Annotated in this window: 14 protein-coding genes and 1 pseudogene; 5 read left to right on the top strand and 10 right to left on the bottom strand. The window is 50.6% G+C overall.

Features of this window, described 5'->3' with window-relative positions:
- The first annotated feature begins 65 nt into the window (after positions 1-65).
- The 3 genes from JET16_RS21075 (at position 66) to murA (ending at position 2,760) form a co-directional block, all read left to right on the top strand.
- Entirely contained in the window at positions 66-461 is a 396-nt protein-coding gene (locus JET16_RS21075) for a DUF402 domain-containing protein (RefSeq protein WP_199620082.1), read from the top strand.
- Positions 462-662: 201 nt separating this feature from the next.
- The gene (locus JET16_RS21070) at positions 663-1,445 is read left to right on the top strand and encodes a DeoR/GlpR family DNA-binding transcription regulator (RefSeq protein WP_199620188.1); all 783 of its coding nucleotides are present in this window, start codon (positions 663-665) and stop codon (positions 1,443-1,445) included.
- A 19-nt stretch (positions 1,446-1,464) separates the two neighbouring features.
- Positions 1,465-2,760, top strand: a complete 1,296-nt coding sequence (murA, locus tag JET16_RS21065) for a UDP-N-acetylglucosamine 1-carboxyvinyltransferase (protein ID WP_199620079.1) — start codon at positions 1,465-1,467, stop codon at positions 2,758-2,760.
- A 23-nt stretch (positions 2,761-2,783) separates the two neighbouring features.
- On the opposite strand, the gene JET16_RS21060 is transcribed toward murA, so the two are convergent.
- From JET16_RS21060 to JET16_RS21040, 5 genes are all read right to left on the bottom strand, one after another.
- Positions 2,784-3,572 carry an SDR family oxidoreductase gene (locus JET16_RS21060; RefSeq protein WP_199620076.1) on the bottom strand — a complete coding sequence of 263 codons (789 nt, stop codon included), beginning with the start codon at positions 3,570-3,572 and terminating at the stop codon, positions 2,784-2,786.
- Between the two features lie 165 nt (positions 3,573-3,737).
- Positions 3,738-5,327 carry a vWA domain-containing protein gene (locus tag JET16_RS21055; RefSeq protein ID WP_199620073.1) on the bottom strand — a complete coding sequence of 530 codons (1,590 nt, stop codon included), beginning with the start codon at positions 5,325-5,327 and terminating at the stop codon, positions 3,738-3,740.
- Between the two features lie 111 nt (positions 5,328-5,438).
- Positions 5,439-6,005 (bottom strand): DNA-3-methyladenine glycosylase I, encoded by a 567-nt coding sequence (locus JET16_RS21050; RefSeq protein ID WP_199620185.1) that lies wholly within the window; start codon positions 6,003-6,005, stop codon positions 5,439-5,441.
- A 19-nt stretch (positions 6,006-6,024) separates the two neighbouring features.
- Positions 6,025-6,504 carry a DedA family protein gene (locus JET16_RS21045; protein ID WP_199620071.1) on the bottom strand — a complete coding sequence of 160 codons (480 nt, stop codon included), beginning with the start codon at positions 6,502-6,504 and terminating at the stop codon, positions 6,025-6,027.
- Positions 6,505-6,589: 85 nt separating this feature from the next.
- Entirely contained in the window at positions 6,590-6,772 is a 183-nt protein-coding gene (locus JET16_RS21040; RefSeq protein WP_199620069.1) for a hypothetical protein, read from the bottom strand.
- A 123-nt stretch (positions 6,773-6,895) separates the two neighbouring features.
- Between JET16_RS21040 and JET16_RS21035 the strand changes: the two genes are divergently transcribed.
- Positions 6,896-8,674 (top strand): ABC transporter substrate-binding protein, encoded by a 1,779-nt coding sequence (locus JET16_RS21035; protein ID WP_199620067.1) that lies wholly within the window; start codon positions 6,896-6,898, stop codon positions 8,672-8,674.
- Positions 8,675-8,753: 79 nt separating this feature from the next.
- Here JET16_RS21035 and JET16_RS21030 read toward each other — a convergent pair.
- Positions 8,754-8,867: pseudogene (locus tag JET16_RS21030) on the bottom strand (carbohydrate ABC transporter permease); the annotation flags it as partial.
- A gap of 265 nt (positions 8,868-9,132) precedes the next feature.
- Here JET16_RS21030 and JET16_RS21025 point away from each other — a divergent pair.
- Complete coding sequence (locus JET16_RS21025) at positions 9,133-10,068, top strand: phosphotransferase (protein WP_199620183.1); 936 nt, start codon at positions 9,133-9,135, stop codon at positions 10,066-10,068.
- A 70-nt stretch (positions 10,069-10,138) separates the two neighbouring features.
- Here the strand turns inward: JET16_RS21025 and JET16_RS21020 are convergent, their stop codons facing one another.
- The 4 genes from JET16_RS21020 to xylA all read right to left on the bottom strand — a co-directional run bounded on the left by JET16_RS21020 (position 10,139) and on the right by xylA (position 14,910).
- Positions 10,139-11,329 carry an MFS transporter gene (locus JET16_RS21020; RefSeq protein ID WP_199620181.1) on the bottom strand — a complete coding sequence of 397 codons (1,191 nt, stop codon included), beginning with the start codon at positions 11,327-11,329 and terminating at the stop codon, positions 10,139-10,141.
- A gap of 252 nt (positions 11,330-11,581) precedes the next feature.
- Positions 11,582-11,863, bottom strand: a complete 282-nt coding sequence (locus JET16_RS21015; RefSeq protein WP_199620065.1) for an ArsR/SmtB family transcription factor — start codon at positions 11,861-11,863, stop codon at positions 11,582-11,584.
- A 221-nt stretch (positions 11,864-12,084) separates the two neighbouring features.
- Positions 12,085-13,581: a xylulokinase gene (xylB, locus tag JET16_RS21010; RefSeq protein WP_199620061.1), complete on the bottom strand. Its 1,497-nt coding sequence runs from the start codon at positions 13,579-13,581 to the stop codon at positions 12,085-12,087.
- Positions 13,582-13,602: 21 nt separating this feature from the next.
- Positions 13,603-14,910 (bottom strand): xylose isomerase, encoded by a 1,308-nt coding sequence (xylA, locus tag JET16_RS21005; protein WP_199620058.1) that lies wholly within the window; start codon positions 14,908-14,910, stop codon positions 13,603-13,605.
- Positions 14,911-15,311: the final 401 nt, after the last annotated feature.

The raw sequence follows: 15,311 nt of genomic DNA, 5'->3' as shown, positions 1-15,311 counted from the left end.
TTAACTGCGGTTGTGTAGTGTGACGTATTATTTAACTGTGGTTGTCGTATTTGGTTTCGGCGCGATTGGCGGAAAAATTATGTATTGCGGATGACGGTTACGTTTGGATGCAGCATTTTCCGATAAATATGAATTATGTACTGACTTCTTCATACGACGCTGAAGGCAACATCGTGCAATGGTATTTCGACATCGTTAAGCGTGTGGGAACGACGGAAACCGGGGTTCCTTACTGTGACGATTTGTACCTGCATGTTGTCGTATTGCCGGGCGGCGGTGTTTATTTATTGGACGAGGACGAGTTGAAGGAAGCGCTGCTCCGGAACATAATCGGCAACGACGATTATTCGCTGGCCTATAACGCGGCAAACCGTTTAATGAAAGAGCTGCGAGAAAACGACAACTATCTCATACGTTCAAACCGTATGTACTATCAATTTATGTTGTCTTTGTACACGTAATGGAATTTTTGTAGAGACCACACCTGTCTACGGACGGTAAATCGAATGAAGTAACGAATTATATGAGGTTATTGAACACTGAGATGCAAAACAACGAAACAAACGGAAACAAACCGAAATATTACGTTGACAAAGACGAAATATACGGAATAAGATATTAGCGGATAGCAAATCTCACCAATATTTGCCGGAGGGTTCATGATGCTGGGGGAAGAACGGCGCCGGAAGATCGTTGAACAGCTGCAGCAAGGAAACCGCGTCATTGCCAAAGATCTTTCCGAGATGTTTCAAGTCTCTATCGACTCCATTCGAAGAGACCTCACGATGCTCGAGGAACAAGGTTTGCTGCAAAAGACGTACGGAGGAGCCGTACCCGCGGCTCCGTCGCCGAAGGTGCGCACGCTGCCCCAGCCGCAATCGCTGCGATACGGCGAAGGAGCGCCCCATCAGAACGCAATCTCCAAGCTTGCCGCTTCATATATCGAGAAGAATGAGACCGTCTTTATCGGCGGAGCCGGGATCCAATTCGGCATGCTGAAATATCTCCCTGCGGAGCTTCCTTTCACGGTTGTAACCAATTCGTTGAAAATCGCGGAGACGCTGCGTGAAAAAGAAAACATCGAGACATATTTGATCGGCGGGAAGGTAAGGCACTCGGCCGGAAGCATGATCGATGCCATCGCAATCGAGATGATCGCCAAATTCAACTTGGATACTTGCTTCTTGACCGGCGGAGGAATCGCGGAGAACGGAATCAGCACGGCAACTCCGGAAGGAGCCGGGTTTACGCGGGCCGTATGCGCCATTTCACGAAGAAGAGTTTGTTTGGCTCCGCACGAAAAAGTAGGAGTCAAGATGTTCACGACAGCGGTTCCGATCGAGCAAATGGATATCGTAATTACGGATCAAGCGGCTTTGGAGAAAGCGATCCGCGAGATCGAAAGGCGCAATGTGAAAGTGATTTTCGCTGAAGAAATCGGATGAACACGAGAGGTGCTAACGGATGAAATTTATTAAAGTGCAGCAAACCGGCAGATTGCAAGGCAGCGTTACAATACCCGGTTCGAAAAACAGTTCTTTGGCATTGCTGGCGGCGTCATGTTTGGCGGATGAGCCGGTAACATTATCGGGTTTGCCGAAAATATCGGACATACAGGTCATACAACAGCTCGGGAATGAGATGGGCTTGCAAATGACACAAGAGACGGACGGCGCAGTCCGATTGGATCCAAGAAATATCAGCAACACTACTCTCGATCCGAAGAAATCTTCAGCATTCAGAACCGCCTATTACTTCATAGGCTCCTTACTGGCCAAATACGGGAAAATTTCACTCGGTTATCCCGGAGGCGACGATTTCGTCAGCCGGCCGATCGATCAGCACATTAAAGCACTGAAATTGATGGGAGCCAAATTCACATTTTTTAACGACTATTATGAAGTGGAAGCGAAAGAACTGAGGGGCGCGACGATATACTTCGACACGATCACTTCCGGCGCGACAATCAACGCCATGCTGGCCGCCGTTCGGGCCAAAGGCCGCACCGTTCTTCTTAATGCCGCACGGGATCCCGAAGTGTCGGATACCGCGAATTATTTGATTCAGATGGGAGCAAAAATAAGCGGAGCGGGTACCGATACGATCAAGATTGACGGAGTCGGAAGCTTGCATTCTTGCGCGCACACGGTTATCCCGGACCGGCTTATTGCAGGAGCCTTTATCATTTCCGCAGGGGTAACCGGGGGCACCGTTACCGTGGACAACGTGATTCCCGAACACTTGAAAACTTGTACCGCAAAGCTGTCGGAAATCGGCGTGCAGATTGAGACGGGCGACAACTCGATAACAGCACACTCGGACGGCAAAATTAGAGCAACAAGAGTCAGAGCCGCAATGTACCCCGGTTTCCCGACCGACTTGCAGCAGCCGCTCACCGCGCTTCTGACTCGCGCTCCAGGGAAAAGCATTGTCAGCGACAAGGTTTTCCCCCACCGGTTCAATCATGTGCAGCAATTGAAACGAATGGGGGCCAATATCGAGGTTCGATCTGGTGTTGCGTTCATAAAAGGCGGCCTGCCGTTAAAGGGTAATCTCGTTCACGCTTCGGATATTCGAGCCGGAATTTGTTTGATCCTTGCCGGCCTGAGCGCCGAGGGCATCACCACGATTTCGGGTGTAGAACATATCGAACGCGGCTACGAAGACGCTGTCGATGCGTTTTCCTCCCTTGGCGCGAAGATCGGGTTATACGATGATAAAGATCATAGCAGCGAAATATTGTTGAGCGATGTGCAGTAACAATGGACATCGGATTCCAAACTTCAGGTCAAAGTGCGCACCATTCCGCCGTCCACCTGAAGCGTAACGCCGGTAATGTAAGAAGCGTCGTCGGACGCCAAGAAAGCCACCGCATTCGCGAATTCGGCGGGAGTGCCGTAACGGCCCAGAGGAATGACGGCTTCCGACTGCTGTTTCGCTAGCTGCGCCGTGATGCCCAACTTCCTCGCGCGCGCCTCGTCAAGCGATCGCACTCGGTCGGTATCGATCCTGCCCGGGGCCGCATTATTAATGCGTATATTGTAGGGAGCCAATTCATCAGCCAGCGTCTTTGCAAGTCCGACAACCGCCGAACGATATGTATTGGACAAAATCAATCCCGGGATCGGCTGCTTCGCCGAAGTCGAAATCACATTAACAATACTGCCCGACCGCTTCTCCTTCATTGCCGGCAATACGGCGCGCACGAATCGCACGACGCTTAACAAATTCAAATCATGAGCCGCAATCCAGGCTCCGTCGTCAAAATCGTCAAACCCGCCGGCAGGCGGGCCGCCGGCGTTATTGATCAATATATCGACGCCGCCGAAACTCGAAAGAGCCGCTTCTACCACTGAACGTATTTCCGCCGGGCGGCAGACGTCTGCCGCGACGGCAATCGCCTTCCTGCCTGTCGTACGCTCTATCTCGCGGGCAGCCGCTTCTATGCGGAACGGATCTCGGCTGCATATCGCAACGTTCGCCCCTTGTTCAGCTAATTTTTTAGCAACTTCCAAACCAAGTCCGCCGCTTGCTGCGGCAACGACAGCCGACTTTCCTTCCAATTTCTGCATCCGTTACGCTCCTCGTGGCACTATCTGCTAAAGTTAATTAGAGTTTACCATCTACATACATGGAGTGAAACCGTTTTTATATCAAAATATAATTTTATCCGTTAATTTTTATGCGGTACAAGGATAGGGTATTACATGTAAAAAGATTTATGGCCGCAACGCACTCTAGTCGTCCGATCTTAGCAAAGCGACCGTGTCTTTCACCATAGCCGCGAACTGATGCTCCTGCTCGGTTTCCGCGGAAGCTTCAAGCAGCTGCAGCACGTCTTTCATTGATCCGTTCTTCGCCCAATAGCTTCCCCGCAGCAGCTCCGCGTATTCCGCGACGGAAGCCAAGAACGCCAAGTCTCTCGAAATTTTATTGCCGATGCGAAGCGGTTCCGACCATTCCTCCGTCCGCCCGCTCTTCTCATCCAAGTACCGAACGCGAACCTCTCCGAAGTCCGCCGCATCATCTTCCGTATCGATCAATTTCACTTCATACAATGCCGTCACCGAATGCCCTGCACCGACTTCACCCGCGTCCACACGGTTATCGCGAAAATCCTCGTCCGCCACGTCACGGTTCTCATAACCGATCAGCCGGTAACGATCGACCCGCTTGGGATCGAACTCCACTTGAATTTTCACATCCCGTGCGATCGTCTGCAGCGTGCCGGTCAAATCGTCGACGAACAACCTTCTCGCTTCCGAAAAACTGTCCACATATGCGTAAGCACCGTTTCCTTGATCGGCCAGCTTCTCCATCATAACGTCGTTATAATTGCTCATTCCGACACCGACGGACGTCAGCGTTATGCCGCGTTCGGCGTAATCTTCGATTTGTTTCAAAATGCCCTCCGCGGAAGTTTCCCCTACATTGGCGACACCGTCAGAGCAAAGAATGACCCGGTTGACGGCGGCGCCAGAAAATTGCTTGTCCGCGACCTCATAGCCGAGCTTCAAGCCTTCCTCCGCATTCGTAGAACCGCCCGGCGTTAACGACTCGATCGCATCAAGCACTTCGTCCTTTTCCTCCAAAGAAACGGGCTCAAGCACCGCACGCGCATCCGAACCGTACGTGACGATCGCGATTTGGTCGCTACCCGATAAAGAATCAACGAGCAGCTTCAAGCTTTTCTTCACAAGCTCCAACCGGTCTTCCCGATTCATCGAGCCGGAGACGTCGATAACGAAGGTCAAGTTTACCGGTTTGCGGTCGGATGCTTCGATTTCTTTGCCTTTCAGAGCAATGCGAACCAGTTTATATCCTTCTCCGAACGGAGAGTCTCCTCCGTCGACATGAATGGTGAACGCCTTCTTCGCCGGCGCCTCATAGCGCATGTCGAAATAATTAATAAATTCCTCGACCCGGATGGCGTCCTTAGGCGGCAATTCCCCCCGGCTTACATAATTTCGAGCGATCGTGTACGAGCCGGTATCGACGTCCACCGCGAACGTGGACAGCGGATCTTCTTCCGCAGTAACGAACGGATTCGTCCCGGTATGATCGAAATACATATCGTCGTACGGCTCGCCGTTCGGCAGCGCGGAAGGCTTTGGTTTCCGCTTTGGCGGAGCCGGCTCCGACGAGGCCGAATCTTGCGCTGAACCGGTACTCGCCCCATCCTTTGCAGCGGCAGACGACTGTTCTTCGGTTTGCGCATGATTCTCCGATTCAGCGGCGGATTCACTTCCGCCGGCATTGCTTGCCGCGCTGCAGCCCGTAAGCAGCAAAATCATTGCGAATGCAGTAAGAAAGACCCCTCTTTTCATACGTTTCGCCCCCTCAGCGATATCTAATTTCAATATCTCTGACGAGGAAAAACCGGGAGATGTTGCAAATATTTTACTGATTTCTCATGCTGCCTGTCCGCCTGAAAATCATCATTTGCCGGTCAGTTCAGCGTACCGGAAGCAATTCTTCGTATGATCCATAACCATGCCCGTCGCTTGCATGAACGCGTAACAAATGGTGGAGCCGACAAAGGAAAAGCCTCTCTTCGACAAGCTTTTGCTCATTGCATCCGATTCGGGGGTTCGCGCAGGCACGTCCGACGCGCCCTCCCAGTGGTTCACCAACGGGGTGCCTCCCACGAATGACCATATGTATTCGCTGAAAGAACCGAACTCGTCTTGCACATTGAGAACGGCGTTGGCGTTGCGGATCGCCGATTTCACCTTAAGCCGGTTGCGCACGATCCCCGGGTTCGTTAACAGCTCTTCGACTTTCGCCTCGTCATATGCGGCTACGATAGCCGGTTCGAAGTTGTCGAATGCGATGCGGTAGTTGTCCCTCTTCTTCAATATCGTCAACCAATTCAAGCCCGCCTGCGCGCCTTCCAGCACCAAATATTCGAACAGAAGACGATCGTCGTAAACAGGTACGCCCCATTCGCGGTCGTGATATTGGATATATAACGGGTCGGACGTAGTCCAAGCGCATCTAGTCATCATAACGATTCCTTTCGAATCAAATTGCGGAACTAACGACTCGTCCCGCGATAAAATAAACGGCCGTCCATATGAAACCGCCTGTATATGCAAATGGAGCGAAGCTGACGTATTTCATCCGGTTCGAAGATACGACGTAAGGCAATACATGTCTTACAACGGGAATAAAGTAGCCGAAGACGAGCGCAAATTTACCGTATCGATCGACCAGCTTCTCCGTACGTTCCAAAGTCCGCCGAAACCCCATCTTCCGCTTCAACCGGTTCAACACCGGCAAGCCGAAGATGCGCCCCATTGTATAACCGAAGGTCAAGCCCGAGCAAACACCCAGATATGTCATGAAGAAGGCAGGCACCGGCAGAAGCATTCCGCTTGCCGTCACCGCGCCTCCCGTCATAACGATCGCTTCATTGGGCAGCGGAAATCCGAACAGCCCCAAGCATAAGGCAAAAAACAACGCAGCATAGCCGTATTGCGCAAGAAACGCTTCAAACTCCATGAAGCCAGCCTTCTCTCAAAAAAATAACTTTCCCAATCGTTTCTTACGAAGAAACAAATGGAAAAGTTGCATATGTTGACAGTCATTACTTCGAATTCCAATCAAGCTCAAACCGTACGCACAAAGATAACCGCCACAAAGTTATTCGCGCTTTCCAACCGCGGCCTTGCCGGTCGTCTCTCTCATATTGCCATGCCGTCCGGTTTATTCGATCCATTTTCTCCTGCAATTGCTTCGACTTGAACTCTTCCGCTAACAGTTCCATCATAAATTTCCACTCCCCTAACTCCTTGCGTTTCTCTTTATCTTTATTGTATCCTGTCAAAAGGAGAAGAAAAGTGAATTTACATTTTTTTGTGCTTCATCTTTTTTCGGTACAGGGGGTGGCGGGATGCATCTAGAGATGCATTACTTGAATTTGTGCGATCGTTTAGGTGCCGTTGATTTAGGGAGAGCCGTTCCTGTTACAGTGGAAAATTTATCGGAAATATTCGAATGTACGGAACGCAATGCGAAGATGATATTGCGCAAGATGGAGGAGCAGCGTTGGATCGATTGGCAGCCGGGAAGAGGACGGGGGAATAAATCGAACATCACTCTTCTCTCGGACCGGGAACAGCGGTTGATGGATCTTGCCAAGCGGCATGTGGGCCAAGGAGACGTAAGAGAAGCGATGCAATTGGTGCAGCTTCGGGGACGCAACAATGAAGTGATCACCCGGTTCTCCGAGTGGCTGACCGACTTTTTCGGTTACCGGAAAGAGGGAATGAGCGACCGACAGCTTGAGACGCTTCGTGTTCCGGTGAACTACTTCATCGGCACGTCGGATCCCGCTCAAATATATTTCGCAGGGGACGGCCACTTAGTCAGGCAAATATTCGACACGCTGGCCGGTTATGACTACACCAACGAGACGCTCGTTCCAAAGCTCGCTCACCATTGGGAATCGAACGATGCGCGGACCGAATGGACTTTTTACTTGCGCAAAGGAGTTCTGTTCCATCACCGCCGGGAGATGGATGCCGAAGACGTCGTATTTACGTTTGGAAGACTAAGGAATCATCATATCTATTTCAATATCAAACATGTCGCCGCTCTCGATTCCAAAACCGTAAAGTTCGAACTCCATGAGCCGTGCGTATGGTTTCCGCGCATGGCCGGATTCGACTCAACCTCCATCCTGCCCAAGGAGCTTGTCCTGGAGAAAGGCGAGGCGTTTTTCGATTTGCCGATCGGGACGGGACCGTTCCAGATGGTGAAGAGAACGCCGGCACTATATGTGCTGGACGCTTTCCCGTTATATTATTCGGGCCGGGCGCATCTGGACCGCGTGGAGCTGCACACGATGCCCTCGCCTGAAGATGATATCGCCTATTGGGATTTGTCGGACAAATGTTCCGGCCCGGAACATGCCATGTGTTCGTGGGAACGCATACGGACATCGTTGGCATGCTTTCGGCTGCTTACGTTTAACTTTCAGCGTCCCGGGCCGCAGCTGCATCCTTCGTTTCGAGCCGCTTTGCACCGCATTCTGGATAGAGAAGCTATGCTGGCTCAATATGCCGACGACCGGTACAGCATTTCATACGGTTTTTCACCGGCTTGCGAAGCTGCCGCGGCTTCCGCAAGTGTGCATTCGCGTTCGGATGAAGAACGTTCGATCGGCGATTTGCTCAAAGAGTCCGGATATGACGGCAGTCCGCTGATATTGGAATTGACCAAAAACCAGGCGTCGGATGCCGAACTTATCCGATCGTTGTGCGAAGCGTACGGAATCGATGTGAAGATCCGCCTCAGGGAAAAATCCGAATATTGCGGCCGCAGCGACATGACGGACGCGCATATGACGTTAAAGAACGTCATACTGGAAGACGAAGAACTGACGTTCCTCGATTTGGTTTTTTCCGAGAAAAGCTGTATAGACTTTCACTTGTTGGACGACGAGACGAAACAAATCGGCCGCCGGTATGTACGCAACATGTTTCGCGAACAGTCGAGCGAAGGACGTTGGGCTTGGATCGCCAAGCTGTCGGAACTGCTGCGAGAGTCCCATCATATGCTGTTCTTGTTCAAATTACATTTCGAATCGTACTACAACCCTCGAATCGGCGGAGTCCAGCTCAATTCGCTCGGACTGATCGATTTCCGCAACCTGTGGTTCAAGGCATAAAAAGCACGCCCTTGAAAATTTCCAAAAGCGTGTCTTTTTTCGCCAATCTATTATGCTGTCGCTTGAACAACCTTTATTATCAGCCTTTGATTCCCGTCGTTGCGATGCCTTCCACGAAATACCGCTGCGCGAGGAAAAACACAATCATGCACGGAACGATGGAAAGCACCGACATCGCCATCACCTGGTCCCAGTCAGATTAGTACACGAAATTCCGATAACGATTTTCGCTCATACCTCAATATGATAAATAAAAGCCTTTGGAATATATCCAAGGGCTTTTTTGATTGGCTATTTTATACAGACCTTATTCAACATCATAACAAATGAAAAAGAAACAGTCTATTCTTTTCATGAAATTTTTTTTATAGTTGGGTTGCCGACAAAACCAATGAAACGGAGTGTTGCTCGTCGTGGAATACACATGTCATCTCGATCGAACGGATTTGCAGGAATACATGGACAAAGTTTTCGGTTCCGGTTATTTAGTTGCGGAAGTAACGAAAATGCATGGCGGTGCGCAAAAGGTCGTCTACAAAATCGATTGCAAGAACGGCTTTACATGTGTTTTGTATGTGTGGGATTCCTCCATGAATTATTTTCAACAAGAAATAGAAACCCAAAATATGAATGAGCGGTCCTACGGCGCCGATTTGTTTGAAATGAACAATAACTTTTTAACGCGACAAGGAATTCCAACTCCCGCTCTTTATGCTCTGAATAAAGAAAAAAGACTGTGCCCGTTTGATTTTGCTCTCGTTGAATATGTGCATGGACGGAAGGCGGAAGATTATTTTCAATCCGATTCCGCGACACAAGATAAAGTGTTTCACCGGTTGGGCGATATGGTTGAAAGAATGCATGCGATCGAACGACAGGCGTATGGGAAACTGAACCATATGGGGGGCGGCGCTGAACAGTGTCACCTGTTCAAGATGGAAAATGCAAAAAATCAGCTTGCTTATGCCTCCCGATATATCGACGAAATTTCCATCAACCGGGTCAAGATACTCGACTTATTGCAGCTGCTTGAATCGAGAATAAATCCTAGAAACCGTTACGGGTTCATTCATGGGGAGCTGGGTCCCGATCATGTATTGATCAATGAAAATTTCGAGCCGTACTTGATAGATATAGAAGGGGCGATGTTCTTTGACATTGAGCATGAACACAGCTTTTTACAACTGCGGTTCCAAGAAACTTACCGTTATTTGAATAACGACTCTCTCGATCATGACAGGATGTTGTTTTATAAGCTGCATCACCATATTTCAATTACTTCGGGCGGATTGAAGCTGCTTCATAGAGGATTCCCGGATAAGCATTTTGCCAAAGGAATCGTCGACCATAATTACCGGAGCGTGCTGCGAATGATTGAAGGAAACAGTTACTGATTCGTTAATACGAGCAACGGCAGTCCGGACATGATTTCATGTGCAGGACTGCCGTTGCTATTCGGATAATTTAGGCTCCCGCCTTATGCAATGCTCGTTCCTTCGCCATTCGGCGGGACCGGGACATCCCGAAGGAGGCGGCCGCCGTCCCGGCAGCGATAGCTACGGATGCCGCACCGATCCAACTGACGGACGCCAGCGACGCCTGCCCGACGACGATGCCCCCGATTCCGGCGCCGGCCGCCATTGCGAACTGGAGCATTGAAGTATTCAGACTAAGAATAATGCCTGAAGCTTCCGGAGCAAGATTTATGATATTAACCTGCTGCGTAGGGCCCGACGACCAAGCCGAGAACGCCCACAGCATGAGCAGTGCAAACATGACCGCCGAATATTGCGCTGTCAGCGAAATCAGAACAAGAGTCACGGCGTGAAGGAGCATTCCGCCGATCAGCGTACGGGAAACTCCCCATTTGTCCGTGCTGTAGCCTCCTAACTTGGAACCGATCAAGCTGGCAATGCCGAAAGCGAACAACGCTGCGCTCACAACACTTTCACTCATCCCCGTGACGGTAAGAAGAAAAGGCGAAATGTATGTGTAGGTAACGGAATACCCGGCGATCCAGAAGAAGGTCACCGTTAAAGCGACGATGATTTTCTTATCCTTAAGCAGCGCCATCTGCTTGCGGAGCGGCACCGGCTCCTCTCCGTCCGTTCGCGGAATCGAGAAGGAAATAGCGAGAATGGCCAGCAATGCAAGTACGCCGATTCCACCGAAAATCATCTTCCAATCGTAAACGGATGCAATTACCCTTCCCAGAGGAACACCGATAATAAGGGAAGTGCTGAAGCCCATGACGAGCGTTGCGATAGCGCCGCCTTGCTTTCCGGCAGGAGCCAGCTTGGAGGCTACCGTCAACGCCGTAACGACGAATACTCCGGTGCTTAAGGCCAAGATGATGCGAGATCCGATTAAAAATTCAAATCCGGGCAAAACAACGGCGATTCCGTTCCCTATTACGAATACGCCGAGCGAGTAAAGCAGCAGCTTCCGCCTCTCCATGCGCGCCGTAACGGCCATAAGGAACGGAGTACCGAAAGCGTAAGCGAGCGAAAACACCGTAATAAGCTGCCCCGCCGCGGACACCGTGACGCCGATATCCTCCGCGACTTTATCCAAAATGCCGGCAATGATAAACTCCGATGTACCGACGAGAAAACTGATTATGGCCAACAAATAAATTTTCCAGGCATTCGACACTGTCACCCAGCCCCTATCCTATACAGTATTGGAATTTCTCCCTATGTTTGTCATCTCTGTTTCAAGCAATTTCATTCTGTTCCTGCAGTGCGGCAACACCTCCTTTACGGATATTGCGATTGTAAAATATGACATTCTGTCAGAGTCAAGGTTTCAAAAATTTGTACAACGAGATTTCTTAAAGCTTGATTGTTTTTATATTTCTAAAAATATAGAAATATAAATCAAAAAATACACATTAAATCCATATCATTACTCTAACAGATAAGGAGCATACTTTCGCGCCACCTCCCGGTTCACGCTGTAGTATATATAAGTGCCGTCCTTACGGAGATCAAGAAGGCCGCAATCGGTCAATTGCTTTAGATGATGAGACAGCGTAGAGCCCGCTACGGATTCCAACTTGCATTTGATGTCGGTGCAGCACAGATTCCTCTCCTCGGTAAGAATCATCGCGATTTTTAGCCTGGTCGGTTCTCCGAGCGCCTTGTATATTTTAACGGCTTGACGCATATCCGCTTGATCCTCGACCATCTTTACCTCCCCCTTAGCTAATTCGTTATTTCTAAATTTATCGAAATAAAAATAACATACTTCTCGATCAATGTAAACAGGGAAAATAATAACGATGGCGCAAGCCGATACCGAATAAGAAAATTAGAGGAAGCGGCTCCCCTAATTTTCCTGCCATCAAAGAGTGGGGCTGTCACTTAGTCGATAGCGTTGACTTTGTGACAGCCCCATTCATTCATTGCTCACACCCTGAATGACTTCAAACGTTCGTTCAATGTTTTCGTTTGCGAATACACTTCTTTATAGATACCGAACAGCTCGCGGTACGCAGACACGCGATCCGGATCCGGTTGATACGAAACGCCGTAAGACAAGAACGATTGTGCGCATTCCCGCAGCGTGTCGAACCATCCGCAGCCGGCAGCGGCAAGCATCGCCGCACCCATGCCGGGTCCTTGCTCGTTATTCAAGGAAATCACTTCGGCGTCAAACACATCGGCCTGCATCTGCAGCCATGTTTCGTTCTTTGCGCCGCCGCCGATCGATAACACCGTGCCTACCTGTTTACCGGCGTTTCGAAACAGATCGATCGATTCGTTCAGCGAGAACGTGATGCCCTCCATGACGGCTCGGGCAAAATCGCTCAAAGCATGCGATGCGTCCATGCCGATGAAGCTTCCGCGAATGATTGAATCGGCGTGAGGCGTCCGCTCTCCCACCAAATACGGCGTATACAACAGCCCTTTCGAGCCGATCGGCACCGCGGACACCCCTTGCAGCAGCTCGTCGAACGATGCGTTCGGCGCGAACGTTTCCTTGAACCAGTTCAAGCTGTGTCCTGCCGATAACGTAACGCCCATCGCGTAATACGAGTCCGGTTTCGCATGATTAAAGAAGTGTACTTTCCCGCCGAAGTCGCGGTCCTTATCGTCTTCATACGCAAGGATGACTCCGGACGTACCGATCGAGCACATGACGGAGCCCGCCGACAATATGCCCGAACCTACCGCGCCGCACGCGTTGTCCGCACCGCCGGCGAACACTTTCGTCTCAGGGCGCAAGCCCGTCTCGTTAGCGACGTCCGGCAGCAGCGTACCGACAAGCTGCTGCGCTTCAACCAGAGGAGGACAAAGCTCCTGCCTGATGCCGAGACGGCGGCAAATCTCTTCGCTCCAGCGCTTTTCCCTGACGTCAAGCAGCAGCGTGCCGGCCGCGTCGGACAAATCCATATGCGCCGCTCCGGTCAAGCGTAGCCGGACGTAATCTTTCGGAAGCAGGAACAGCTTCGCCTTCTCGAAGTTTGCCGGTTCATGCCGCTTAACCCAAAGCAGCTTCGGCAGCGTGAAGCCTTCCAAAGCGGGGTTTCTCGCGATCGCGAGCAAGTCTTCTCCCAATGCCGCTTCGATATTTCGGCATTGCTCCGTCGTCCGGGTATCATTCCATAGGATGGCATTCCGGATCGGACGGTATTCGCCGTCGAGCAGCACCAATCCGTGCATCTGGCCCGAGAAGCTGATGCCCTCGATATCTGCGGCGGCCGCACCCGACGTCCGAACCAATTCGGCAAGCGCAGTCTTCGTCTCGCGTACCCAATCCTCCGGATTTTGCTCGCTGTACCCGGAACGCTCATGAAAGAGCGGGTACGGCCGGGAAGCGGTGGCGCGAATCGTACCCTGCCGGTCCACAAGAAGCACTTTCACGGCGCTCGTTCCGAGATCGACTCCAATAACGTATTTCACGCGGGATCCCTCCGACCGGTTTTAGAAAATGTATTCGTTCAATGCGCCTTTAATCAATTCCAATCTGCCGGAGCGGTTTACGATATTGTCTTTGTCAATAATATAAGCTTGAAGAGATTTGAAATCGGCTTTGCCGTTTACAATATCCAAGCCGATGCCCGACTTGAAGCTCGCATAACGGTCGTCGACGATCTTTTCGAAGAAACCGTCTTCTTTCAATTTCGCTACGGTTTTCAAGCCTCTGGCGAACGTATCCATCCCGGCGATGTGCGCATAGAACAAATCTTCCGGTTCGAACGATGTGCGGCGCACCTTGGCGTCGAAGTTAACGCCGCCGGAGCCTAATCCGCCGTTCTCGACGATTTCGTACATAGCAAGCGTTACGGCGTACAGATCCGTCGGGAACTCGTCCGTGTCCCAGCCAAGCAGCAAATCGCCTTGATTCGCATCGATCGAGCCGAGCATGCCGTTAATGCGCGATACCCGCAGCTCGTGTTCGAATGTATGGCCTGCAAGCGTTGCGTGGTTCGCTTCGATATTCAGCTTGAAATGATCTTTCAAACCGTACGATTGCAAGAAGGCTATCGTGGTCGCCGCATCGAAATCGTACTGGTGCTTCGACGGCTCCTTCGGCTTCGGCTCGATGAGGAACTGGCCGGTGTAGCCGATCTCCTTCGCATAATTGATCGCCATATGGAAAAACCGCGCCAAATTGTCGAGCTCCAGCTTCAAATCCGTGTTCAACAGCGTCTCGTAACCTTCCCGTCCGCCCCAGAACACGTAGTTTTCCGAGCCGAGCTCTTTGCCTACTTCGAGACCTTTCTTCACTTGAGCTGCCGCATATGCGAAAACTTCGGCGTTGTTCGAAGTCGCGGCGCCATGCACGAAGCGTGGATTCGTGAACATATTCGCCGTGTTCCACAATAACTTCACATTGCTTGTTTTCATGTAATCTTTAATCATCGAAACGATCTCGTCCAAGATCCGGTTCGTCTCCCGAAGGGTGGCACCTTCCGGTGCGATATCGCGGTCATGGAAACAGAAATACGGGATGCCGAGCTTCTCGTAAAACTCGAACGAAGCTTCCACTCTCTTCTTCGCCAAATCGATGCCGGAAGCGCCGCTCCAAGGACGAACCGCCGTGCCTACGCCAAACGGATCGGCTCCTTCGCCCGTGAACGTGTGCCAATATGCGCACGCGAAGCGCAGGTAATCTTCCATCCGCTTGCCAAGCACGATTTCATCAGGATTGTAATGTTTAAATGCCAACGGATTGTCCGACTGTTTTCCCTCGAATTGAATTTTTCCGACGTTCGCGAAATAACTCATTTATGAAAGCCCTCCCAAAAAAATGAATATGATAACTCCTCACTTATGTAGTGTATCATCGCAAAACTTAGTTTGTCCATACAACAAAGTAAGTTTCATGTCTTTCATGTCTTGATAATCAACCAAGAGGACTCCCTTTATAAGTGGTGAGGTGAATCGGCTCTTCCTGGATCTCCCCGAATATTTAGGTGTTGATGTTCTGGGGAAAGTTGGTATAATTTTGTTAAGAACATGTGTTCTTTGACAACTGAACATATGAGGTTGTAGCAGGTAGATAATGGCTCTGCTACGTAAAATGTTCAAGCCACCGAAAGAGCCGAAGAAGCGCCCAGGAGTGTTAGGAATCCTGCAGCAGGCTCAAAAGTAGTCCCAAAGGCACGACCGATGGGATAGAGGGGTTG

It is taken from the genome of Paenibacillus alkalitolerans (assembly GCF_016482785.1).
Classification (GTDB): Bacteria; Bacillota; Bacilli; order Paenibacillales; family YIM-B00363; genus Paenibacillus_AE; species Paenibacillus_AE alkalitolerans.
The sequence above is the reverse complement of the archived record's forward strand: the minus strand, read 5'-3'. Positions and strand labels throughout refer to the sequence as shown.